Genomic DNA, 23,058 nt, shown 5'->3' with positions numbered 1-23,058 from the left:
TGGGGCCGTGCGCCGCGACGGTGCTCGGCCGCACGCGGGGTCAGCGGGTGAGGAGCGACATGCGCAGCGTCGACGAGGCGTCGAGCTGGACGCCCTCGACGCCGGCGGCCGCGACGGCGACCTGCGTTCCCTCGATCGCCGGGACCTCGGGCATATCCGGTGTGCCGTGCGCCGCGGCGACGGGCGCCTCGTGCACAGTCAGGCCGTCTTCCGCACCGAGCTCCTCGACGTCGCCCGCCGAGAGTCCGCCGTACGCGACATCGACGTCGCCGTCTCGTATCGCGCTCGACAGCTCGGAGGACGCATCGAAGAAGTCGATCCGGACCCCGTCGTTCTGCGCGGTATCGATGAGGCCGGAGTAGCTCGGGTTGGGCACGAGGTCGACGAGCTCGTTGAAGGTGTAGGTCTGGATCGCGTAGGGCCCGCCGAATGCGCTCCCGCCGACGATGGCGGCGTCCGTCGTCGCGCCGTGCGCCGAGAACACCTCCTCGTCCACGATCGCGCCGGCGGCGCCCGCCAGGACCTGCGGGAACGTCCGGTCGTTCTCGGTCCTGAGGTTGAAGACGATCGTCCGGTCGTCCGGGGTGTCGAGCCAGGTGATGTTCGCGAGCATCGCCGATGGACCCTCCTCGTCGGCGATCCGGAGCTGCCGGTCGAAGGAGAACTTCACATCGGACGAGGTCAGGTCGTGGCCGTTGGCCCAGGTCAGGCCGGCGGGGAGCGTCACGGTGTATTGGGTCGGTGCCGTGAACTCGGCGGACTCCGCGAGGTCGGGCACGACTTCGCTGCTGCCGGGGGCGGAGCCGAGCAGGTACGGGAACACCTGCGCCTGCAGCAGCCGGGAACCGGCGTCGGACGACGCCGCGGGGTCGAGCGCCGTGACGGGGGCGGCCGTGCCGATGACGATCGGCCCGACCTCGGTGCTGGCCGCCTGTTCGACCTCGGCGCCGCCGCATCCGGACACGGCGACGGCGACCGCCGCCGTGGCGGTGATCAGGATGGCGGGTTGGGGCCTGCGGGAGCGCGGCATGAGGTTCTCCGGTCCGTGGGATACGCGGCTGCGCCGCGCGGAGCGGCTCGGGCGCCATTGTCACACGGCGCGAGCCGTCGACCCGGGAGGCGGGCCCGGCGGCGCTCCGACCGAATGCCGTCGGCGCAGCGCGATCTGAACGGAGGCAGAGGGCCTGTGCCGAGATCAGGCAGAATCCCCGAAACTAGGCCGGATCGGGTGGAAACGGCCTAGTCTCGGGGGAAATCGCCTATGGCCGGGGCGCCGCAAGCGGCGCTCGTCGCACCGCAGCGAGCGCCAGGGGCGCCAGGGTCAGCCGATCGCCCGTCGCTGCTCGCGGCGGGCCGCCTGGGCCTCCGGGTCGGGGATCGGGAGCGACGCGATCAAGCGGCGCGTGTAGTCCTCGACGGGGCTGCCCAGCACGTCGGCCGTCCTGCCCTGTTCGACGACGCGGCCCTGGTGCAGCACGGCGACGCGGTGGGCGAGCAGGTCGACCACCGCCAGATCGTGCGTGATGAACAGGCTGGCGAATCCGAAGCGGCGCTGCAGCTCCTGGAACAGCTCGAGCACCGTCGCCTGGACCGAGACGTCGAGCGCGCTCGTCGGCTCGTCGGCGATCAGCAGCTTCGGCGACAGCGCGAGCCCGCGCGCGAGGGACGCCCGCTGGCGCTGTCCGCCCGACAGCTCGTGCGGGAACCGGCGTGCGAAGTGCGCCGGCAGCTCGACGGCCTCGAGCAGCTCGACGACGCGGCCCTCCGCATCGTCGACGTCCTTCGCCTCGCCGTGCACGATGAGCGGCTCGGCGACCGCCGCGCCGACCGTCAGCAGCGGGTTGAAGCTCGACGCCGGGTCCTGGAACACGAAGCCGACGTCCTTGCGGTGCGGGCGCAGGCTGCGCTGGCTCACGCCGTTCATCTCGACGCCGAGCACGTCGAGGGAGCCGCCCGTGACGGCGGTCAGGCCCGCGATCGCGCGCCCGATCGTCGACTTGCCCGAGCCGGACTCGCCGACGAGGCCGAGGACCTCTCCCGGGCGGATCGCGAAATCGACGCCGTCGACCGCGCGGAACCCCTCCCGCCCGAAGCGGCCGGGGTAGGTGATCTCGAGCCCCGTCGCCGACACGATCGGCCGCGCGTCCCGGTCACCCTCCCACTGCCGGTCGGCGATCTCCAGCCGCGGCACGGCGGCCAGCAGGCTGCGGGTGTACTCGGCCCTCGGCGCCCGGAACAGCTCGGATGCCGGGGCGGTCTCGACGACGTCGCCGCGGAACATCACGCACACGCGGTCGGCGAGATCGGCGACGACGCCCATGTTGTGCGTGATGAGCACGATCGCCGTGCCGAACTCGTCGCGCACGCGCCGCAGCAGGTCGAGGATCTCGGCCTGCACCGTCACGTCGAGCGCCGTGGTCGGCTCGTCCGCGATGAGCACCTTCGGGCCCATCGCGAGCGCCTGCGCGATCACGATGCGCTGCTTCTGCCCGCCCGAGAACTGGTGGGGATAGTGATCCACCCTCGTCTCCGGATCCGGGATGCCCACCTTGCCCAGCATGTCGATCGCGATGGCCCGCGCGGCCTTCTTCGAGAGCTTCCGGTGCGCGCGCAAGCCCTCTGCGATCTGCCACCCGACGGGGAAGACCGGGTTGAGGGCCGTCATCGGCTCCTGGAAGATCATCGCCGCCTCCGAGCCCCGCAGCTCGCGCAGCCGCGCGGGGGAGAGCCCGACGACGTCGATGCCGTTCACGACGACGGCACCGGATGCGGTGGCCGTCTCGGGCAGCAGCCCGAGCAGGGCGCGCGCCGTGACGGTCTTGCCCGATCCGGATTCGCCGACGATCGCGAGCACCTCGCGCTCGCGCACGTCGATATCGATGCCGTGCACCGCGTGGACGTCGCCGCCGTCGGTGGCGAAGGTGATGTCGAGGCCCGAGACCTCGACCGCGTTCGCTGCGCCGCTCATGCCGCGACCTCCTTGTTCTGGCGCTTCGCGCGCCGGCGGGTGCGCAGGCGCGGGTCGGCGAGGTCGTTCATGCTCTCGCCGACGAGAGTGAGGCCGAGCACCACGAGCACGATCGCCAGGCCGGGGAACACGGCCGTCCACCAGCGGCCGGCCGTGACGTCCTCCACCGCGCGGTTCAGGTCGTAGCCCCACTCGGCGGCGGCGCTCGGCTCGATGCCGAAGCCGAGGAATCCGAGGCCCGCGATCGTGAGGATCGCCTCCGCGGCGTTCAGGGTGAACAGCAGCGGCAGGCTGCGCGTCGCGTTGCGCAGAACGTGGCGAACCATGATGCGCCACGTCGAGGCGCCGACGACACGCGCCGACTCGACGTACGCCTCGGTCTTGATCCGGAGCGTCTCCGCCCGGACGACGCGGAAGTACTGCGGGATGAACACGACCGTGATCGAGATCGCGGTGGCGAGGATGCCGCCCCACAGGCTCGACTGGCCGCCCGTGATCACGATCGCGCTGACGATCGCGAGCAGCAGGGAGGGGAACGCGTAGATCGCGTCGCAGACGACGACGAGCACCCGGTCGAGCCAGCCGCCGAGGTAGCCGGAGACGACACCGATCAGGATTCCGAGGAAGATACTCATCACGACGGACACGATGATCACGAGGGCCGCCGTCCTGGCGCCCCACAGTACGCGGGAGAAGACGTCGTAGCCAGCGATCGTCGTGCCCCACAGGTGCTCGGCGCTGGGCGCCTCGCGCGGGGCGAACGATTCGCCGGCGTCGGAGGCGAGCTGCGCGTACCCGTAGGGTGCGAGGAGCGGCGCGAAGACCGCGACGAACACGAAGACGGCGCAGATGACGAGGCCGGTCAGCAGCATGCCGCGCTGCAGCCCGACGGAGCGCCGCACGTCCCGGATCACCGGGAGGCGGTCGAGGAGCTTGTTCTCGGCCATGTCAGTACCTCACCCTCGGGTCGATGAACGCCGCGATGACGTCGACGATGAAGTTGGTCACCGCGACGATCACGGCGAGGAGCGCGACGATGCCCTGCACCGCGACGAAGTCCCGCGATTTCAGGTACTCGCTCAGCTGATAGCCGAGGCCGGCCCATTCGAACGTCGTCTCGGTCAGGATCGCGCCGCCGAGCATCATCGCGATCTGCAGGCCGATGACCGTGATGATCGGGATGAGCGCCGGCCGGTACGCGTGGGTGCGCACGAGGCGGAACTCGCTGACGCCGCGCGAGCGGGCCGCGTCGACGTACGGCATCTGCAGCGTGCCGATCACGTTGGTCCGCACGAGGCGCAGGAAGACACCGGCGGTGAGCAGGCCGAGCGCGATCGCCGGAAGGACGGCGTGCTCGAGCACATCGGAGATCAGCGCCCACTGGCCCGTCCGCAGCGCGTCGATCGTATAGATGCCGGTCGCGCCGGGGATGCTGTTCAGCTGCACCTCGACGCGGGGCGAGGCGCGGCCGGACGAGGGCAGCCAGCCGAGCCAGCTCGAGAACACGAGCTTGAGCATCAGGCCCGCGAAGAACACGGGCGTCGCGTAGCAGAGGATCGCGAACACGCGCAGCGCCGCGTCGCCCCAGCGGTCGCGGATCGCGGCGGCGAGCATGCCGAGCGGGATGCCGACGACGAAGGCGACGAGGAGGGCGTACGACGCCAGCTCGAGCGTCGCGCCGCCGTACCGGAGCAGGACCTCGGTGATGGGCTGGCCGTCGATCGTGGTGCCGAAGTCGCCGCGCAGGATGCTGCCGAGGTACTCGACGTACTGCACGATCAGCGGGCGGTCGTAGCCGGCCTCGTGGATGCGCTCGGCGAGCTGGTCGGGAGGCAGCTGGCCGCCGAGCGCGGCGGTGATCGGGTCTCCCGTCACGCGCATCATGAGGAAGACGGTCGTGACCAGGATGAAGATGGTCGGGAAGATGAGCAGGAACCGGATCAGGAGGTAGCGCCAGAGCGATGAGCCCTGCGCCTTCTTCTGTCGGGGAGGGGCCGCCTGGGGTCCGGCGGCCGTCAGTGTGTGGGTCGTCACGGGATTCCTCGTGGGAAGTCACCGGCGTTCTGCGCTGGCGCGGCCCGAAGGGTGACGGGCGCGCCGAAGCGCCGAGGCGGGGCGGTCCGTCGGCGACGGACCGCCCCGCGCGCCGGGTCAGCGGGCGATGGTCGACATGCGGAGCTTGAACGACGCGTCGAGCTGGATGCCCTCGACGTCGGAAGCCGCAACGGCGACCTGCGCGCCCTGCAGATAGGGAACGGTGGACAGGTCCTGTGCGACCTTCTCCTGGATCTCGCCGATGAGCGCCTCGCGCTCCGCGGCGTCCGGGGTCGAGGCCTGCTGCAGGATGAGGTCGTTCACCTCGGGGTTGTCATAGTGGTTGACGAGGAAGTTCTCCTTCAGGAAGAACGGCGTCAGGTAGTTGTCGGCGTCGGAGTAGTCGGGGAACCAGCCGAGCTGGTAGGCCGGGTAGACGTCGGCGACGCGGTCGTCGGAGTACTGCACCCACTCGGTGCCGTTCAGAGTGACGTCGAACAGGCCGTCGGCCTCGAGCTGCTGCTCGATCTGCGCGTACTCGTCGGCGGAGTTCGGCCCGTAGTGGTCGGGGCTGTACTGGAGCGCGAGCTCGACGGGCGTCTCGACGCCCGCGTCGGTGAGGGCCTTCTCTGCGGCCTCGGCCGACGGGCCGCCGTCGCCGTCGCCGTACATCTCCTTGAGGGGCTCGGTCGCGCCGGCGAAGCCTTCTGGGATGAACGAGTACAGCGGCGTGTAGGTGCCGTCGTAGACCTGCTCGCTGAGCGACTCGCGGTCGATCAGCGACGCCACGGCCTGGCGCACGGCGAGGGCCTTCTCCTCGTCGGCATCTGCGGTCGCGGCGCCGTACGGCTGCGTGTTGAAGTTGAACACGATGTACCGGATCTCGCCGCCGGGGCCCTCGTGCACCGCGAGGCTCTCGTCGGTTCCGAGGTCGGCGACGTCGCTCGGCGAGAGGCTGCGGTAGGCGACGTCGACGTCGCCGTCCTGCACGGCCAGCTTCAGGTTCGATGACTCGGCGTAGTAGTTGATGAGCACGCCGTCGTTCTGGGCGGCCTCGACGAGCCCGGAGTAGTTCTCGTTGGGAACGAGCTCGACGAGCTCGTTGAACGTGTAGCTCTCGATCGCGTACGGGCCGCCGAAGGCGTCGGCGTCGACGATGTCCGCGTCGGGCGTGACGCTGTCGGCCGAGAACGACTCCTCGTCGACGATCGCGCCGGGGAAGCTCGTCAGCACGTAGGGGAACGTCTGATCGTTCTCGCTCTTCAGATTGAACACGACGGTCTGCTCGTCGGGGGTCTCGACCGAATCGAGGTTGAACAGCAGCGACGACGGGCCGTTCGGGTCGGCGATCGCCAGCTGGCGGTCGAACGTGAACTTCACGTCGGAGGAGGTGAGGTCGTTGCCGTTCGCCCACGTCAGGCCCTCGGGGAGCGTCACGGTGTATTCGTTCGGGCTCGTGAACTCGGCGGATTCGGCGAGGTCGGGCACGACCTCGTTGCTGCCTGGCGCCGTGTTGACGAGGTAGGGGAAGACCTGCGTGTGCAGTGTCAGCGACCCGTTGTCGTACGAGCCGGCGGGGTCGAGGTGCGTGACCGCGTCGGTCGTCCCGACGATGATCTGGCCGCCCGCGGCCTCGTCGCCGCCGTCGACTTCGGGAGTCGCACATCCGGCCAGCGCGAGCGCGAGCGCGGACGGGGCCGCGACGATGAGCGCGGCCCTGCGTGCACGGGAGAATGTCATGTGTATCTCTTCTCTGGGAAGGTGCATTTGCGTCGCCGCGGCACTGCGGCGACTTCGGATTCATTGTCACACAGCGCGTTCTCAGCTTGTTTTCCCGCAGATCTCCGGCATGTAACGCGCCCGCCGGCCGCGGCGGTCCCGGCCGGGCGTCTGCGCCGCGTTCGTCGGGGAGCTGCGGTGCGGCCGGGCGGATAGACTCGGGCGCGTGGTGACTCGTCTTTCCCAGCTCTTCGTCCGCACGCTCCGCGAGGACCCCGCCGATGCCGAGGTCCGCTCGCACAAGCTCCTCGTCAGGGCCGGGTACATCCGGCGCCAGGCCCCGGGCATCTTCGCGTGGCTGCCGCTCGGCCTGCGCGTGAAGACGAGGCTCGAGCAGATCGTGCGCGAGGAGATGGCCGCCGCTGGTGCGCAGGAGGTGCACTTCCCGGCCATGATGCCGCGCGAGCCCTACGAGGCGACGGGTCGCTGGGACGAGTACGGCGAGGCGCTGCTGCGGCTGAAGGACCGCCACGGCGCCGACTATCTGCTCGCGCCGACGCACGAGGAGGCCTTCACGCTGCTGGTGAAGGACCTGTTCTCGTCGTACAAGGACCTGCCGCTGTCGATCTACCAGATCCAGGACAAGTACCGCGACGAGGCGCGGCCGCGCGCGGGCCTGCTGCGCGGCCGCGAGTTCACGATGAAGGACGCGTACTCGTTCGACGTCGACGACGCGGGGCTCGACGCGAGCTACGAGGCACAGCGCGCCGCCTATGAGCGCATCTTCACGCGGCTCGGCATCGAGTACGTGATCGTCAAGGCCGACGCCGGTGCCATGGGCGGCTCGCGCAGCGAGGAGTTCCTCCACCCGACAGAGGTCGGCGAAGACACCTTCGTCCGCAGCGACGGCGGCTACGCCGCGAACGTCGAGGCGTTCACGACCGTCGCGCCCGAGCCGACCCCGTTCGAGGGGAAGCCCGCGCCCGTCGTCTTCGACTCGCCCGGCACCACGACGATCGCGACCCTCGTCGCGCACGCCAATGAGGCCGTCCCCGCGCCCGCCGGCGGGTGGACCGCCGCCGACACGCTCAAGAACGTCGTGCTCGCGCTGACGCACCCCGACCACACCCGCGAGATCGTCGTGGTGGGGGTCCCCGGCGACCGCGACGTCGACGCCAAGCGCGTCGAGGCGGCGTTCTCCCCGGCCGAGGTCGAGCCGGCGACGCCCGAGGACCTCGCGAAGCACCCCGGCCTCGTCCGCGGCTTCATCGGTCCGTGGTCGGGATCGGGCCCCGTGCTCGGCGAGGAGTCCGCCACCGGCATTCGGTACTTCCTGGACCCACGCGTGGCCGAGGGCACGACGTGGATCACGGGCGCGAACGAGGCCGACAAGCACGTCTCGGGCCTGATCGCCGGCCGCGACTTCACAGCCGACGGCACCGTCGAGGCGGCGACGGTCGTCGAGGGCGACCCGGCTCCCGACGGCTCGGGGCCCGTGCGGCTCGCACGCGGCATGGAGATCGGCCACATCTTCCAGCTCGGTCGCAAGTATGCGGAGGCGCTCGACCTGAAGGTGCTCGACCAGAACGGCAAGCTCGTCACGGTGACGATGGGATCGTACGGCATCGGCGTGACCCGGGTGCTCGCGCTGATCGCCGAGCTGTTCAGCGACGACAAGGGCCTGATCTGGCCGGAGGCGATCGCCCCGTACGATGTGCACGTCGTCGCGACGGGCAAGGGCACCGACGCGCTCGATCTGGGGGAGGAGCTCTCCGCCCAGCTCGAGGCCGCGGGTCGCGAGGTGCTGTTCGACGACCGACCCAAGGTGTCTCCGGGTGTGAAGTTCGGCGACGCCGAGCTGCTGGGCGTTCCCCAGCTGCTCGTGGTGGGCCGCGGGGCGGCGGAGGGGAACGTCGAGCTCTGGGACCGCCGCACGGGTGAGCGCGAGGTCGTCCCGGCCGCGGAAGCGGTCGCCCGCCTCACCCGCTGACCGCGCCAGGGCGCGGATCTCCGCCCGCCGAGGTTTCCGGCGGCGCCGCGCACTCGCGAGCCCCTGCGCATCGTCCGCGGCGGGGCCGGGTCCGCCCGGGCGCGGCGCGCGGCGGTTCTCTCGGCGGACACCTTCGGGCCACTCGGGCGACACCCAGGGGTGTCACGGTGGGGCGAACCTGCCGAAATACCGAGGGATTCCCATGCATTCAACCCACAAGGCCCGCCGCGTCGTCGCGGCGGGAGCCGGTGCCGCGCTCGCGGCGTCGGCCCTCGTCCTCGTCCCGGCGGCCGCCCAGGCCGCGCCGGGCGGTGACGCGCTCGTCATCAGCGAGGCCTACGGCGGCGGGGGCAACTCCGGCGCCCCCGTGACGCACGACTTCGTCGAGCTCTACAACCCGACGGACGCCGACGTCGACCTGGCCGGCCTCCTGCTCGAGTACCGCTCGGCTTCCGGCGGTTCGGGCGGCGTCGTCGACCTCGAGGGCACGGTGGGCGCCGGCGAGCACTTCCTCGTGCAGCTCGGCGCCGGCGCGAACGCCGACGCCGAGGCTCTGCCGACTCCCGACCAGGAGCAGGCCATCGCGATGTCCGCGTCGAGCGGCCGCGTATTCCTGTACGAGGAGGGCTTCGACAGCGCGGCCGAGGGCGACCTCGCGGGCGCGGAGGGCCTCGTCGACATGATCGGCTACGGCGGCGCCGCCAGCTTCGAGACGGCGCCGGCGCCCGGTCTCGGCAACGCGGTGAGCGCGAGCCGCTCGGCCGACGGCACCGACAGCGACGACAACTCCGCGGACTTCGCGGCGACCGCCCCGACGCCGACCAACTCGGCCGGGGAGACGGCGGCGGATGAGCCGACGGACCCGGATGAGCCCACCGAGCCGGTCGAGCCGGGCGAGCCGGTGCCGATCGCGGAGGCGAACGGCTCCGCCGGCGCAACCGTGACCACGCGCGGCGTCGTCACCGCCGACTACCGCGAGGGCGGCTTCAACGGGTTCACGATCCAGGACCCGGCCGGCGACCCCGATGACGGCACGAGCGACGCGATCTTCGTGTGGGGCGACCGCGCTCGGGCCGAGATCGGCCAGAGCGTCAGCGTCACGGGCGAGGTCAGCGTGTACAACGGGCTCACCGAGATCACGGTCGACGGGCTCGAGGTGCTCGACGAAGACCTGGGCGAGATCGAGCCGATCACCGACTGGAACGCGATCGCGACCCCCGAGGGGCGCCAGGCGCACCTCAGCGAGCTGGTCCAGATCGACGGCTTCACGGTCAGCGACAACTACGACGCGAACCGCTACGGCTCGTTCGGCCTGGCGTACGGCGACGAAGCGCTCCGCCAGCCGACCGACGTCATCGACCCGCACGACGGCGAGGCGATCGCCGCGGCCGAGGCCGACATCGATGCGCGGTCGATCACGCTCGACGACGGTCGCAGCACGAACTTCGGCAATCAGCAGGACGCCCCGCTGTCGTACCTGACACCCGAGACCCCGGTCCGCGTCGGGAGCGCCGTCAGCTTCTCCGAGCCGTTCGTGCTCGACTACCGCTACGACGCGTGGAACCTGCAGCCGACGACCCCGGTCGACGGCTCGGCCAGCGACATCGTGGAGTTCAGCGACGAGCGCGCCGAGAACGCGTCGCCGCAGGAGGTCGGCGGCGACGTGTCGCTCGCGACCTTCAACGTGCTGAACTACTTCCCGACGACGGGCGAGGAGTTCGAGGCCGCCGGTCTCGGCGACTGCACCTTCTACACCGACCGCGCCGGCGCACCGACGACGAACAACCGCTGCGAGCCGAACGGGCCCCGCGGCGCGGCCGACGCCGAGAACCTCGAGCGCCAGCAGACCAAGATCGTCAGCGCGATCAGCGAGCTCGACGCCTCGATCGTCTCGCTCGAGGAGATCGAGAACTCAGCTCACTTCGGCAAGGACCGCGACTTCGCCGTCGCCTCCCTCGTCGATGCGCTCAACGAGAAGGACGGCGAGGGCACCTGGTCGTACGCGGCGAGCCCGGACGAGCTGCCCGCCGACGAGGACGTCATCCGGAACGCCTTCATCTTCCGCGACGCCGAGGTCGACCTCGTGGGCGAGTCGCACATCCTGACGGATTCCGACGCGTTCGGGAACGCGCGCGAGCCGCTGTTCCAGGCGTTCACGGCCGAGGGCGCGCCCGAGGACGAGGCCTTCCTGGTGTCGACGAACCACTTCAAGTCGAAGGGCTCCGGCACGGACGACGGCACGGGTCAGGGCAACGCGAACCCGGATCGCATCGCGCAGGCCGAGGCCCTCGCGGCCTACGCCGCGGAGCTCCAGGGGTCGACGGGCATCGAGCCGGTCTTCCTCGCCGGCGACTTCAACTCGTACGCGTCGGAGGACCCGGTGCGCGAGATCGAGGCGGCCGGTTACACCAACCTCAACTACGCGCTCAACGGCGGCGAGGCGACGTACAACTACGACGGCCTCGACGGATCGCTCGACCACGTGTTCGCGAACGAGGCGGCGCTCGAGCTCGTCACGGGCGTCGACGTGTGGCAGATCAACGCGCAGGAGCAGATCGGCTTCGAGTACAGCCGCTACAACGGCAACGCGACGCTGCTGTACGACGAGAGCGTCTTCCGCGCCAGCGACCACAACCCGATCCTCGTCGGCATCGCGGCGGACGCCGACGAGCCGACCGAGCCCGTCGCGGACGAGTGGCGCAAGGGCGAGGTCTACACCTCCGGCGACGTCGTGACGCACAAGGGCGCCGAGTACGTCGCGCAGTGGTGGACGACCGAGAAGCCCGGCACGACGCCGTGGGGCTCGTGGATGGAGCAGGGCGAGCCCGTGGCGTGCGAGGCCGGCGAGGTCGATTCCTGGACGAAGTCGCAGGTCTACACGGGCGGTGAGCGGGTCGCGCACCACGGCGAGGTCTTCGAGGCCCAGTGGTGGACGCGCAACCAGAACCCGGTCGCCGCGAACAACGCGTGGGAGGCCGTCGGCAGCTGCTGACGCACCGCGCGCGAACGGCAGATGACGCGCCGAGATCTCGATCTCGGCGCGTCATCTGCCGTTCGGCGGCCGGATGGACCAGGCAGGCCGCCGCTGCCGCGCGGCGGACGGGCGCGGGGTGACGCGCTCAGGAGACGTCGGGTAACGTGGGACGACCGGCGGGCGTGGTGCCGCGAAGAACTGAAGAGGGAGAACGCAGTGGACATCGATCTTGGACTGCTCCGCAACATCGAGCGCGAGAAGGAGATTCCGCTCGACGAACTCGTGCGGATCATCGAGCAGGCCGTGCTCACCGCCTACGGCAAGCACGTGTCGCAGAACGGCGAGGTGCCGGCGGGTGCCCGGGCCGAGCTCGACCGCGACTCCGGCCACGTGGGCGTCTTCGTCCCGGTGACCGACGATGACGGCGCCGTCATCGGTGAGGAGGAGTCGACCCCCGAGGACTTCGGCCGCATCGCCGCCTACGCCGCGAAGCAGGTCATCTGGCAGCGCCTGCGCGACATCGCGGACGACGCCGTGCTCGGCGAGTTCGCCGGCAAGGAGGGCGACATCGTCGCCGGCATCGTGCAGCAGGGGACGAACCCGAAGATGGTCCACGTCGACCTCGGCACGGTCGAGGCGATCCTGCCCCCCGAGGAACAGGTGCCCGGTGAGGACTACGCCCACGGCACCCGCATCCGCGTCTTCGTGACGAGCGTGGCGAAGGGGATGAAGGGGCCGCAGATCACGGTCTCGCGCACGCACCCCGGCCTCGTCCGGAAGCTGTTCGCGATGGAGGTCCCCGAGATCGCGAACGGCCTCGTGGAGATCCTGTCCCTCGCGCGCGAGGCCGGGCACCGCACCAAGATCGCGGTGCACGCGACCGACCCCTCGATCAACGCGAAGGGCGCCTGCATCGGGGAGATGGGCCGCCGCGTCAGGGCCGTCACGGAGGAGCTCTCGGGCGAGAAGATCGACATCGTCGACTACGACCGCGACCTCGCGAAGTTCGTCGCGGCCGCGCTGTCGCCGGCGAAGGTGACGAGCTCGTTCGTCCTCGACGAGGGCACCAAGGCCGTTCGCGCGCTCGTGCCCGACTACCAGCTCTCGCTCGCCATCGGCAAGGAGGGGCAGAACGCGCGCCTCGCGGCCAAGCTCACGGGCGCGAAGATCGACATCCAGCCCGATTCCGTCATGGAGCAGAACGGCTGACCGGCCGCCCTCCGGGCCGTGCGGCGCCTCGCGCGCCGTGCGGGACACACCCGGAGGGCTCGCCCGGTGCGAGGTGTAGTATGGATGCCGTACGAACGTGCGTCGGCTGTCGCGCGCGTGCTCCCCGGGACTCCCTCATCAGAGTGGTGGCCGTCGGTGCGGATCTCGTCTTCGACGAAGCCGCTTCGATGCCCGGACGGGGCGCGTGGGTGCACCCGGCGCAGAAGTGTGTGAGGAACGCGCTTCAGCGACGTGCGTTCGCACGAGCATTGCGTGTGCCGGCACAGGTCGGCACGCAGACCATCGAGGAATGGCTGACTAGCTATGGAAACCAAGTGAACGGCTCGAAATGAGACCCGTCCGCCGTTAATGGTCTGCCCCTGTCTGGGCAGACCACCCAGACAGGAGAATTGTGGCAAAACCACGCGTACATGAGATCGCAGCCGAGTTCGGCATCGACAGCAAGTCGGCCCTCGCGAAGCTGAAGGATCTCGGCGAGTTCGTCAAGAGCCCGTCATCCACGATCGAACCGCCGGTCGCGCGCAAGCTGCGCGCTGCGCTCGAGGCCGATGGGGCGAAGCCCGTCGGCGCCGACGACGCCAAGAAGCCGGCGGCCAAGCCCGCCGCGAAGGCGCCGGCGAAGCCCGGCCCGAAGCCGGGGCCCGCGAAGGCCGCGGAGGAGGAGCCCGCTGCCCCCGCGCAGTCGGCCCCGCCGTCGCCGGGTGCGGCGAAGCCCGCCTCGTCGGCACCGCAGCCCGGTTCTTCGGCACCGAAGCCCGGCTCGTCGGCGCCCAAGCCCGGTTCCTCGGCCCCGAAGCCGGGGTCGTCGGCACCGAAGCCCGGTTCGTCGGCGCCCAAGCCCGGCGGCTCGGCCCCGAAGCCCGGCGGCCCGCGCCCCGGGAACAACCCATTCGGTTCGTCGCAGGGCATGGGCCAGGCCCCGAAGCCCGGCGCACCGCGCCCCGGGAACAACCCGTTCGCTTCGTCGCAGGGCATGGGCCAGCGGCCGACGCCGGGCAACATTCCCAAGCCGCAGCCTGGCCGCGGCCTGCAGCGCCCCGGCCAGGGCCGCGGAGCCGCCGGCGGTGCCGGCCGCGGTCGCCCCGGTCAGGGCGGCCCGCGCGGCAACGCGCCCTTCCAGCAGCGTCCGGGCGGTCCCGGTCGCCCGGGTGCCGGCGGCGCCGGTGCGGGCGGCGGTTTCGCCGGTCGTCCGGGCGGCGGCGGCTTCGCCGGTCGTCCGGGCCCAGGCGGTCGTCGCGGCGGCACCGCCGGCGCGTTCGGCAAGGGCGGCGGCAAGTCGAAGCAGCGCAAGTCGCGTCGGGCGAAGCGCCAGGAATTCGAGATGCGGCAGGCGCCGATCGTCGGCGGGGTCAAGGTCCCGCGCGGCGACGGCGACACCGTCATCCGGATGCGGCGCGGCGCCTCGATCGCCGACTTCGCCGAGAAGATCGAGACGATGTACGGCATGTCGGTTCCCCCGGGGAACCTGGTCACGGTGCTGTTCCACCTCGGTGAGATGGCGACCGCGACGGAGTCGCTCGACGAGGCGACCTTCGAGGTGCTGGGCGCCGAGCTCGGCTACAAGATCCAGATGGTCTCGCCCGAGGACGAGGACAAGGAGCTCCTCGAGGGCTTCGGCGTCAACCTCGAGCAGGAGCAGCTCGACGAGGACGACGAGGATCTCGAGATCCGTCCGCCCGTCGTGACCGTCATGGGTCACGTCGACCACGGTAAGACGCGAGTCCTCGACTCCATCCGGAAGTCGAACGTCATCGAGGGCGAGGCCGGCGGCATCACCCAGCACATCGGTGCGTACCAGATCTGGACCGAGCACGAGGGCCACGACCGGGCCATCACGTTCATCGACACCCCGGGTCACGAGGCCTTCACGGCCATGCGCGCCCGCGGTGCGAACGCGACCGACATCGCGATCCTCGTGGTCGCGGCCGACGACGGCATCATGCCGCAGACGGTCGAGGCCCTGAACCACGCCCAGGCGGCCGACGTGCCGATCGTGGTCGCGGTGAACAAGATCGACAAGGAGGGGGCCAACCCCGCCAAGGTGCGCCAGCAGCTCACCGAGTACGGCCTGGTCGCGGAGGAGTACGGCGGCGACGTCATGTTCGTCGACGTGTCGGCGCTCAAGGGCCAGGGCATCCAGGAGCTCCTGGAGGCCGTGCTGCTCACGGCCGACGCCGGTCTCGACCTGCGCGCGAACCCGAACAAGGACGCGCGCGGTCTCGCGATCGAGGCGAAGCTCGACAAGGGCCGCGGCTCGGTGGCCACGGTGCTGATCCAGTCGGGAACGCTCCGCGTCGGCGACGCGATCGTCGCGGGTACGGCCTACGGCCGCGTCCGCGCGATGATCGACGAGAACGGCGACACGGTCGACGAGGCCCCGCCGTCGCGCCCCGTGCAGGTGCAGGGTCTGAACTCGGTCCCGCGCGCCGGCGACCAGTTCATCGTCACCGACGAGGACCGCACGGCCCGCCAGATCGCCGAGAAGCGCGAGGCGGCCGAGCGCAACGCCCAGCTGGCGAAGGCGCGCAAGCGCCTGTCGCTCGAGGACTTCACGAAGGCGCTCGACGAGGGCAAGGTCGAGTCGCTCAACCTCATCATCAAGGGCGACGTCTCGGGTGCTGTTGAGGCGCTCGAGGAGTCGCTGATGAAGATCGAGGTCGACGACTCGGTCCAGCTGCGCATCATCCACCGCGGTGTCGGTGCCGTCACGGAGAGCGACATCAACCTCGCCACGATCGACAACGCGATCGTGATCGGCTTCAACGTCCGTCCGGACGCGAAGGCCCGCGAGGCGGCGAACCGCGAGGGCGTCGACGTGCGGTTCTACAACGTCATCTACAGCGCGATCGATGACGTCGAGAACTCGCTCAAGGGCATGCTGAAGCCGGAGTACGAGGAGGTCCAGTCGGGCCTGGCCGAGATCCGCGAGGTGTTCCGCTCCTCGAAGTTCGGCAACATCGCCGGTGTCATCGTGCGCAGCGGTACGATCACCCGCAACGCCAAGGCGCGGATCATCCGCGACGGCGTCGTGCTCGCGGACGGCCTGGCGATCGAGTCGCTGCGCCGATTCAAGGACGACGTCACCGAGGTCAAGACCGACTACGAGGCCGGTATCGGCCTCGGCAAGCACAACGACATCCAGGTCGGTGACGAGATCGAGACCATCGAGATGGTCGAGAAGCCTCGCAGCTGACGTTGTGATGTGATGGGTTCTGCCGGGCGGTGTCGCACCGCCCGGCAGAACCGTTCTCTGGAAGGGATTTCTCATGGCCGGTGAGCGCCAGGCCCGTGTGGCCGATCGCATCCGCGTGATTCTGTCGGAGCGCCTGCAGAAGGGGCTGCGCGACCCGCGCCTCGGTTTCGTCACGATCACCGAGGTGCGCGTGACGGGAGACCTGCAGAACGCGTCGGTGTTCTACACCGTGTACGGAACCGATGAGGAGCGCGCAGGCACCGCCGCCGCGCTGGCGTCGGCGACGGGCATGCTGCGCAGCGAGGTGGGGCGACAGCTCAACACGCGCCTGACCCCGACGCTCGAGTTCATCCCGGATGCGCTGCCGGAGGAGGCGACGCACCTCACGGCGCTGCTCGCCGAGGCGCACGAGCGCGACGAGCAGGTGCGCGGCCTCGCGGAAGGCGCGCGCTACGCCGGCGACGAGGACCCGTACAAGCACGACGAGGAGTGAGCTCCTGACCGCGCATCGCGCGGACGAGACGGACGCGGGGGCCGGATGCACGCGCATCCGGCCCCTGCGTCCGTCTCGTCACGTCGTGGTCAGGTCGCGGCGGCGGAACGCGACGGCGCCGATCACCGCGAGCAGCACCGCGATGCCCGCCATCACGCCGATCGCGGCCCACTCGAGCTCCTCGGCCGGGTACTGGCCCGCGTGGTCGAAGGGGGAGGCGCCGAGGGCGGCCTCCGGCAGGTCGAGCATCTCGCCGAAGAGCGTCAGCAGCGCGCCCCCGACGAGGAGGACCCACACCAGGCCGGTCAGGCGCGGGGAGAGGCCGTACAGCGCGACGGCGAGCCCCAGCACGACCCAGACGCCGGCCGTCTGCGCGACGTGGCCGAGCACGACCGGCCAGAACAGCGACCAGTCGGACACCCCCGCGGCCGCGCCGAGCGCCTCGCCGACGCCCGCGACGAGCATCAGCCACGCGGCGCCGATCGCCGCGATCGCGGTCCAGGACAGCAGCCAGCCCGACCGCCCGACGGAGGCGGCGAGCACGGCCTCCGCGCGCGTGACCTGCTCCTCGCCGCGCAGCGACTGCGCGGACAGCACGACGAAGACGGACGCCATCATCGCGAAGTACACGGCCATGAAGCCGAGGTAGCCCTCCACGATCCCGTCGTCGCCGCCCATCAGCTGGAGGATCTGATCCGGCATGCCGGTTGCGCCCTCGGCCATCGGGGCGACGAACGCGCCGAAGGTCACGCCGGCCGCGAGCATCGCGAGCGTCCACCCGATCAGGCTCGCCCGCTGCAGGCGGTACGCGAGCGCGAAGCCGCTCCTCAGCCATCCGACGGCCTCGGCGCGTCCCAGGCGATCGGGGAGCATCCCGGCGGCGAGGTCGCGCCGCGATTGCAGCGCGAACCCGAGCAGCGCGAGGGCGACCGCGGCCGCGAGGCTGATGACGAGCGGCCACCATCGGTCCTCCGTGAACGGTGCCGTCTGCAGGGACCAGCCCAGGGGCGACAGCCACGACAGCCAGGCCAGGTCGCCGTCCTGCGCAGCCGACATGTCTCCGAGGCCCCGCACGACGAAGGCCGCGCCCAGGACGACGCCCGCGATGCCGGATGCGGCGCGTGAGAAGGCCGACAGCTGGGCGGTCACGGCGGCGACGCCGGCGAACACCAGCGCGACCGCGCCGACGCTCAGGCCGAACAGCACGGACCCGGCCGGTTCGGCATCGATCGGCGCCGAGAGCATGGCGAGCCCCATCAGCAGGCCCGTCGTGATGCTCATGATCGCGGCGAGGATCAGCGAGGAGGCGAGCGCGGCGTGGCGGCCGACCGGATTCGCCCGGATGAGCTCCGCGCGCCCCGTCTGCTCCTCGACGCGCGTGTGGCGCGAGACCGTCGTGATGCCCATGATGGCGGCGCCGATCATGAGGCTCGTGCCGTACATGCCCACGATGAACCGGGGGACTGTGATGTCGTCGAACCCGTACCCCGGCCCGCCGATCAGGGCCATGATCGGGTTCGACGCGAAGACCGCGAACGTCGCGAGGCCCTCCTCGTCCATGATCAGCCCGATGGCGTTGCAGAAGTACGCCGTCAGCGCGGCGATCGAGAGCACCCAGACGGGCATCCGGATGCGGTCGCGGCGCAGCGCGAGCCGGAGCATCGCGCCCGTGCCCGTCAGTGCCCCTTGCGACGTGCGGGTCGCTGCCGTGCGGACGGGGGCGATCGCGTTGGCGCTCACGAGTCCGCCCCGTCCCCGTAGTGCCGCAGGAGCAGTTGTTCGAGGGTCGGCGGCGTCGCCGTGATCGTCCGGACGCCGCGGGCCGAGAGCTCGCGCATGATCGACGGGAGGTGATCGGCGTCGGCGTCGAACCGCACCTGATGCCCGTCGTCGGCGAAGCCGTGCACGCCGGGCAGGCCCGCCAGCGACGCGAGCGGCTCGTCGGCGGCCGCGGTGACGGACGTGCGCGACAGGTGGCGCATTTCGGCCAGCGTGCCGGTCTCGACGACCCTGCCGCGCCGCACGATGGAGATCCGGTCGGCCAGGACCTCGACCTGCGCGAGGATGTGGCTCGACAGGAGGACGGTGCGGCCAGCGGCCTTGGCCTCGCGGATGCACTCCTGGAACATGGCCTCCATGAGCGGGTCGAGCCCCGCCGTCGGCTCGTCGAGCAGCAGGAGCTCCGCGTCGGACGCGAGCGCCGCGATGAGCGCGACCTTCTGCCGGTTGCCCTTCGAGTAGGTGCGCCCCTTCTTGCGCGGGTCGAGGTCGAACTGTTCGACGAGCTCGTCGCGCCTGGCGCGATCGGCGCCGCCGCGCAGGCGGGCGAACAGGTCGATCGCCTCGCCTCCTGTGAGGTTCGGCCAGAGCTCGACGTCGCCCGGCACATATGCGATGCGGCGATGCAGCCGGACGGCATCGGAGAACGGGTCGCCCCCGAGCAGCCGCACGCGGCCCGAGTCTCGGCGGAGGATGCCGAGCAGGATGCGCATGGTCGTCGATTTGCCCGCGCCGTTCGGGCCGAGCAGGCCGTGCACCTCGCCGGGCGCGACTGTGAGGTCGAAGCCGTCGAGCGCGGTGACTCGGCCGTAGCTCTTCTTCAGGCCCGCGATGTCGACCGCGGCTTCTGGGTCGTGCGGCGCCGGGGCGACGGCGGCAGCGGCATTGGTGCTGGTCATGACGTGCTCCGTTCTGTGGGGTCGGTGTCCTGTGGGAGATCCGGATCGGGCTGGTCATCGGGGGAATCGGCGATCACGCCGTGCTTGTAGAGATCGAGCATCTGCGGCATCAGGCGGGCCAGCGTCTCGGGGGTGCCCGCCGTGCCGAGCGAGTGCTGCACGCGGTGCTGCAGCATCACGGGGGTCAGGCCGAGGATCGCGACCGCCGCCGCCTGCGCCCTGGCATCCTCGGACCGGCGGAACGTATAGCCGGCGAAGCCGTCGCGGAGGAGGCCCTCGACCAAGTCGACGTAACTGTCGAAGTAGCGCTGCCCGTGCTCCGACGGGTCGAGCAGCGACGCCAGCATGTAGTCCACGACGGCGCGCATCCGCTCGTCGCCCGTGATCGCGGAGACGACGGCCGCCGGCCCGCCGCCGATCGCCGCGCTGCGCTTGCTGTCGAGCAGCTCGGCGAACACGTAGTCGTCGCACGCGGAGCGCAGCTCGGCCTTCGAACCGAAATGGTGCATGACGAGCGCCGGCGAGACGCCGGCATCGCCGGCGATGCGCCGGATCGTCGTGCGGGCGAACCCGGATGACGCGAACGCCGCGACGGCGGCATCCCGGATGCGTGCCCTCGTCGTCAGGTCGTCCCGCGCTGAACTCATGTTCAGTAGACTAAACACTTGTTCAGTTCGGGTCAACAGGCGGCGTGCGGTCCCGCGGGGTCCCATCCGCCCCGAAGCTGAGCCCGCGTCGATCTCGGATGGGGGAGGATGAAGCCATGCAGCGATTCCGACGCACCGCAGCGGGTGCCCTCGCCCTCCTGACAGCCCTCGCGTTCGCCGGGTGCGCCTTCCTTCCCGGATCGCAGGAAGAGGCAGACGTCCCCGAGATCGCGGAGACGCCGTTCACGCCCCCGCCCGCGGAGGAGTCGGGCGCCGTGCAGTTCGACGACCACGCGATCGTCGTCGGCGACGGGCCGATCGACGTGCAGGCGTGGATCGACCCGATGTGCCCGATCTGCGGGCAGTTCGAGGAGGCGGCGGGCGCCGAGCTGGCCTCGCTCGTCGACGAGGGCGAGATCACGTACTCGATCCACCCCATGAACTTCCTCGACCGCGCGTCGCAGGGCACGGCGTACTCCACCCGGGCAGGGTCGGCGCTCACCTGCGTCGCGGTCGAGCGCCCCGAAGGCGTGCTCGACGCCGTGGCGGCGCTCTTCGACGAGCAGCCGGACGAGGGCTCGGAAGGCCTCAGCGACGAGCAGCTCGTGGAGCTGCTGCGGCCGTTCGGCGGCGAAGGGCTCGAGGAGTGCATCGGCGAGAGCCGGTACGCCGCGTGGATCCAGGAGTCGAACGACACCGCGCTCGCCGGGATCGAGGGTGCGGACATCGAGGCGGTCACCGGCACGCCGACGCTGATCGTCGATGGGACGAGCTACAAGGGCGACGTGACCGACACCGACGCCATCACGGCATTCGTCACGAGCGGCGGCCAGGGCTGAGCCCGAGCCGCGCCCGCGCCGTGCTCAGGCCGGCAGGTGCAGCGCGCCGTCGGTTGCATCGATGAGGCCGTCGTCCAACAGCGTCAGGATGGCGCGGTCGCGCTGGGCCGGGTCGTGCCAGTCCGCCAGCACCCGTGGCTGAGGCACCGGCGCGTCCGCGCCGCGCAGTTCGCGCAGCACGGCGCCGCGCGCCTGGCGGTCGCTGCCCTCGTAGCGGGCCTGCTTCCGCCGCGTGTCCGGCGTCTCGGGCCGCCCGGCCGCCCACCAGGCGCATTCATTCCGGATGGGGCATGCGTCGCATTCGGGGGAGCGCGCCGTGCAGATCACCTGTCCGAGCTCCATGACGGCGGCGTTCATCACCGCCGCCTCGGCGCGCGACGGCGGCAGGAGCGCGGCCATCGCCTCGAGGTCCGCGGGCTTCGGGGCATCCGGATGCGCCCGGCCGCCGATGGCGCGCGCCAGGACCCGGCGCGTGTTCGTGTCGACGACGGGGTGTCGATCGCCGTATGCGAAGGCGGCGACGGCCCGCGCCGTGTAGTCGCCGATGCCCGTGAGCGCGAGGAGGTCATCGACGTCGCGCGGCACGGCGCCGGCGTGGCGATCGCGGATCTGCACGGCCGCGCGGTGCAGCCAGATGGCGCGGCGCGGGTAGCCGAGGTTCGCCCATGCCCTCACGGCCTCGGCCGGGGAGTCGTCCGCCAGCGCCGTCGGCGTCGGCCAGCGGGCCAGCCAGGCGTCGAGCAGCGGGATCACGCGCGCGACGGGGGTCTGCTGCAGCATGAACTCCGACACGAGCACGCCCCACGCGCCGAAGCCCTCCGCCCGCCAGGGCAGTTCGCGTGCGTTCCGGCGGTACCACGGCACGAGGGTGTCGGCGAGGGCGGGCATCTCTCCAGCGTATGCCGGAGATCCGCGGCGGGCGCCCGGCGGCGGCGCGGGTCTCCGGCCGCCATAGCACGCGTCGCCGTCGCTTCCTGAACGTCGGTTCGGGCGATCGCGACAGAACCGTGATCGGCGCGCGGCCGTCCTGTGACCTGGCGTTCGTAGCGTGGACGCCGTGCCCCCGCTCCGGACTTCCGCGCGCCTGCGCGCCGCCGCCGTGATCGCCGCGACCACGGTGCTCGTCGGCGCGCTCGCCGCATGCGGCGACGCCTCCGGCGGCGCGCAGGGCGCGTCGGACCGGCCCGGCACCCTGTCGGCCGTGGCCGAACCCCCTGTCGCCGGCATCGATCACGATCCGGACGACCCGGCGACCTGGGTCGTGTCCGGCGAGGGCGTCGGCGACATCCGCGTCGGTGCGCGTTTCGACGAGACGCTCGGCGCCCTTCCCGGCCAGTGGCGGCGCATCGCGGATTGCGGTGCGGAGTGGACGGGCGATGGCGGGGTCACGGTGACGTTCGTCAGCGACGGCTCCGAGATCGCCGCCGTCGAGGTGGCGGGGAGCATCGGCGCCCCCTCGGAGGCTCCGCGCACGCGCGAGGGCCTCGGCATCGGCTCGATGCGCGACGAGGTCACGGCTGTCTATCCCGCGTTCTCGGAGCGTTCGTCCGGAGACGTCGAGGTCGTGCATCCGGAGGCCGACCCCGGCGTCGCGTTCGAGCTGGGCGCCGGCGACCGCGTCGTCGGAATGCTGGTGGCGCCGGAAGCCGCCCCCGCCTGCGAGGAGACCGCCGAGGAGTAGGCGCGTCTCGTGATTCCGCGCCGCCGCGCTGGTCGATGTGCGCCTATCCGTCCGTCCGGGTGTGCATCCTGGCGCCCGTTTCGTTGAAGATGCTGATGACCTGGGCGCCGCGGCCGCCGACGGCCGACATCGCGTGCGGTGTGCGGGTGTCGAACTCGGCCGCCTCGCCGCGCGTCAGCGTGAGGTCCTGCTCGCCGAGCCGCAGGCGCAGTCGGCCGCTCAGCACGTACAGCCATTCGTAGCCGTCGTGCGTGACGAGCGCCGGCAGCGGCAGGTTCGGCGCGTAGGTGATCTTGTACGTCTTCACGTTCGAGTGCTCCGGCGCGAGAGGAACGATCTCGAGGCCGTCCCTCCGCACGGCCGGCCGCCGCACGCGCGGATCCTCCTGCTCCGGCGGCAGCAGGTCGTCCACTCGAATGCCCAGGCGGCGCGTGAGGGGGAGCAGCAGCTCCAGGTTCGCCTGGCGCTTGCCCGACTCGAGCCTGGACAGCGTGCTCGCCGACATCCCCGCCCCTTCCGCGAGCTGCTCGAGAGTGAGTCCCTGAGCCTGGCGCGCGGCCCTGAGCCGCGGGCCGATCTGTGCGAGCTCCTGGCGCATCCGGATCCTCCTTG

The 23,058-nt window shown here is 71.3% G+C and carries 18 protein-coding genes; 8 read left to right on the top strand and 10 right to left on the bottom strand.

Translation table 11 applies throughout. From position 1 onward, the window contains the following. Positions 1 to 40: 40 nt before the first annotated feature. The 5 genes from C0010_RS13915 to C0010_RS13895 form a co-directional block, all read right to left on the bottom strand. Positions 41 to 1,030 (bottom strand): ABC transporter substrate-binding protein, encoded by a 990-nt coding sequence (locus tag C0010_RS13915; RefSeq protein ID WP_105567697.1) that lies wholly within the window; start codon positions 1,028 to 1,030, stop codon positions 41 to 43. A 291-nt stretch (positions 1,031 to 1,321) separates the two neighbouring features. After that, entirely contained in the window at positions 1,322 to 2,968 is a 1,647-nt protein-coding gene (locus tag C0010_RS13910) for an ABC transporter ATP-binding protein (protein ID WP_105567696.1), read from the bottom strand. Then, positions 2,965 to 3,915 (bottom strand): ABC transporter permease, encoded by a 951-nt coding sequence (locus C0010_RS13905; protein ID WP_105567695.1) that lies wholly within the window; start codon positions 3,913 to 3,915, stop codon positions 2,965 to 2,967. The genes C0010_RS13910 and C0010_RS13905 overlap by 4 nt, the downstream gene beginning before the upstream one ends. A gap of 1 nt (position 3,916) precedes the next feature. After that, positions 3,917 to 5,002: an ABC transporter permease gene (locus C0010_RS13900; protein ID WP_408631083.1), complete on the bottom strand. Its 1,086-nt coding sequence runs from the start codon at positions 5,000 to 5,002 to the stop codon at positions 3,917 to 3,919. 117 nt (positions 5,003 to 5,119) lie between these two features. Then, positions 5,120 to 6,742: an ABC transporter substrate-binding protein gene (locus C0010_RS13895; RefSeq protein WP_105567694.1), complete on the bottom strand. Its 1,623-nt coding sequence runs from the start codon at positions 6,740 to 6,742 to the stop codon at positions 5,120 to 5,122. A gap of 205 nt (positions 6,743 to 6,947) precedes the next feature. Here C0010_RS13895 and C0010_RS13890 point away from each other — a divergent pair, with 205 nt between their 5' ends. From C0010_RS13890 to rbfA, 6 genes are all read left to right on the top strand, one after another. Continuing rightward, positions 6,948 to 8,711 (top strand): proline--tRNA ligase, encoded by a 1,764-nt coding sequence (locus C0010_RS13890; protein WP_105567693.1) that lies wholly within the window; start codon positions 6,948 to 6,950, stop codon positions 8,709 to 8,711. 202 nt (positions 8,712 to 8,913) lie between these two features. Beyond that, positions 8,914 to 11,703: an ExeM/NucH family extracellular endonuclease gene (locus C0010_RS13885; protein ID WP_105567692.1), complete on the top strand. Its 2,790-nt coding sequence runs from the start codon at positions 8,914 to 8,916 to the stop codon at positions 11,701 to 11,703. 198 nt (positions 11,704 to 11,901) lie between these two features. After that, entirely contained in the window at positions 11,902 to 12,894 is a 993-nt protein-coding gene (gene nusA / locus C0010_RS13880; protein ID WP_105567691.1) for a transcription termination factor NusA, read from the top strand. An 80-nt stretch (positions 12,895 to 12,974) separates the two neighbouring features. Beyond that, the gene (locus tag C0010_RS13875; protein ID WP_105567690.1) at positions 12,975 to 13,247 is read left to right on the top strand and encodes a YlxR family protein; all 273 of its coding nucleotides are present in this window, start codon (positions 12,975 to 12,977) and stop codon (positions 13,245 to 13,247) included. Positions 13,248 to 13,306: 59 nt separating this feature from the next. Next, entirely contained in the window at positions 13,307 to 16,108 is a 2,802-nt protein-coding gene (infB, locus tag C0010_RS13870; protein WP_105567689.1) for a translation initiation factor IF-2, read from the top strand. 73 nt (positions 16,109 to 16,181) lie between these two features. Then, complete coding sequence (gene rbfA / locus C0010_RS13865; RefSeq protein ID WP_105567688.1) at positions 16,182 to 16,601, top strand: 30S ribosome-binding factor RbfA; 420 nt, start codon at positions 16,182 to 16,184, stop codon at positions 16,599 to 16,601. A 78-nt stretch (positions 16,602 to 16,679) separates the two neighbouring features. On the opposite strand, the gene C0010_RS13860 is transcribed toward rbfA, so the two are convergent. Genes C0010_RS13860 through C0010_RS13850 form a run of 3 tightly spaced genes read right to left on the bottom strand, consistent with a single transcriptional unit; the run spans position 16,680 to position 19,926 of the window. Further along, the gene (locus C0010_RS13860; protein WP_174150353.1) at positions 16,680 to 18,341 is read right to left on the bottom strand and encodes an ABC transporter permease; all 1,662 of its coding nucleotides are present in this window, start codon (positions 18,339 to 18,341) and stop codon (positions 16,680 to 16,682) included. Continuing rightward, on the bottom strand, positions 18,338 to 19,279 hold the full coding sequence (locus C0010_RS13855) for an ABC transporter ATP-binding protein (RefSeq protein ID WP_105567687.1): 942 nt from the start codon (positions 19,277 to 19,279) through the stop codon (positions 18,338 to 18,340). Before C0010_RS13855 ends, C0010_RS13860 begins: the two co-directional genes overlap by 4 nt. Beyond that, positions 19,276 to 19,926: a TetR family transcriptional regulator gene (locus tag C0010_RS13850; RefSeq protein WP_232531966.1), complete on the bottom strand. Its 651-nt coding sequence runs from the start codon at positions 19,924 to 19,926 to the stop codon at positions 19,276 to 19,278. Before C0010_RS13850 ends, C0010_RS13855 begins: the two co-directional genes overlap by 4 nt. Positions 19,927 to 20,042: 116 nt before the next feature. Between C0010_RS13850 and C0010_RS13845 the strand changes: the two genes are divergently transcribed. Next, positions 20,043 to 20,765 carry a DsbA family protein gene (locus C0010_RS13845; RefSeq protein WP_158685523.1) on the top strand — a complete coding sequence of 241 codons (723 nt, stop codon included), beginning with the start codon at positions 20,043 to 20,045 and terminating at the stop codon, positions 20,763 to 20,765. A 24-nt stretch (positions 20,766 to 20,789) separates the two neighbouring features. Here C0010_RS13845 and C0010_RS13840 read toward each other — a convergent pair whose 3' ends face one another. Continuing rightward, positions 20,790 to 21,653, bottom strand: a complete 864-nt coding sequence (locus tag C0010_RS13840) for an HhH-GPD family protein (protein ID WP_105567684.1) — start codon at positions 21,651 to 21,653, stop codon at positions 20,790 to 20,792. 169 nt (positions 21,654 to 21,822) lie between these two features. Between C0010_RS13840 and C0010_RS13835 the strand changes: the two genes are divergently transcribed. Next, positions 21,823 to 22,446, top strand: a complete 624-nt coding sequence (locus tag C0010_RS13835; RefSeq protein WP_158685522.1) for a hypothetical protein — start codon at positions 21,823 to 21,825, stop codon at positions 22,444 to 22,446. 43 nt (positions 22,447 to 22,489) lie between these two features. Here C0010_RS13835 and C0010_RS13830 read toward each other — a convergent pair whose 3' ends face one another. Continuing rightward, on the bottom strand, positions 22,490 to 23,044 hold the full coding sequence (locus C0010_RS13830; RefSeq protein ID WP_105567682.1) for a helix-turn-helix domain-containing protein: 555 nt from the start codon (positions 23,042 to 23,044) through the stop codon (positions 22,490 to 22,492). Between the last annotated feature and the right edge of the window lie 14 nt (positions 23,045 to 23,058).

The organism is Microbacterium halophytorum (assembly GCF_002970975.1).
Lineage (GTDB): Bacteria > Actinomycetota > Actinomycetes > Actinomycetales > Microbacteriaceae > Microbacterium > Microbacterium halophytorum.
Note: the sequence above shows the minus strand (reverse complement) of the source record. Positions and strands in the feature narration are given on the sequence as shown.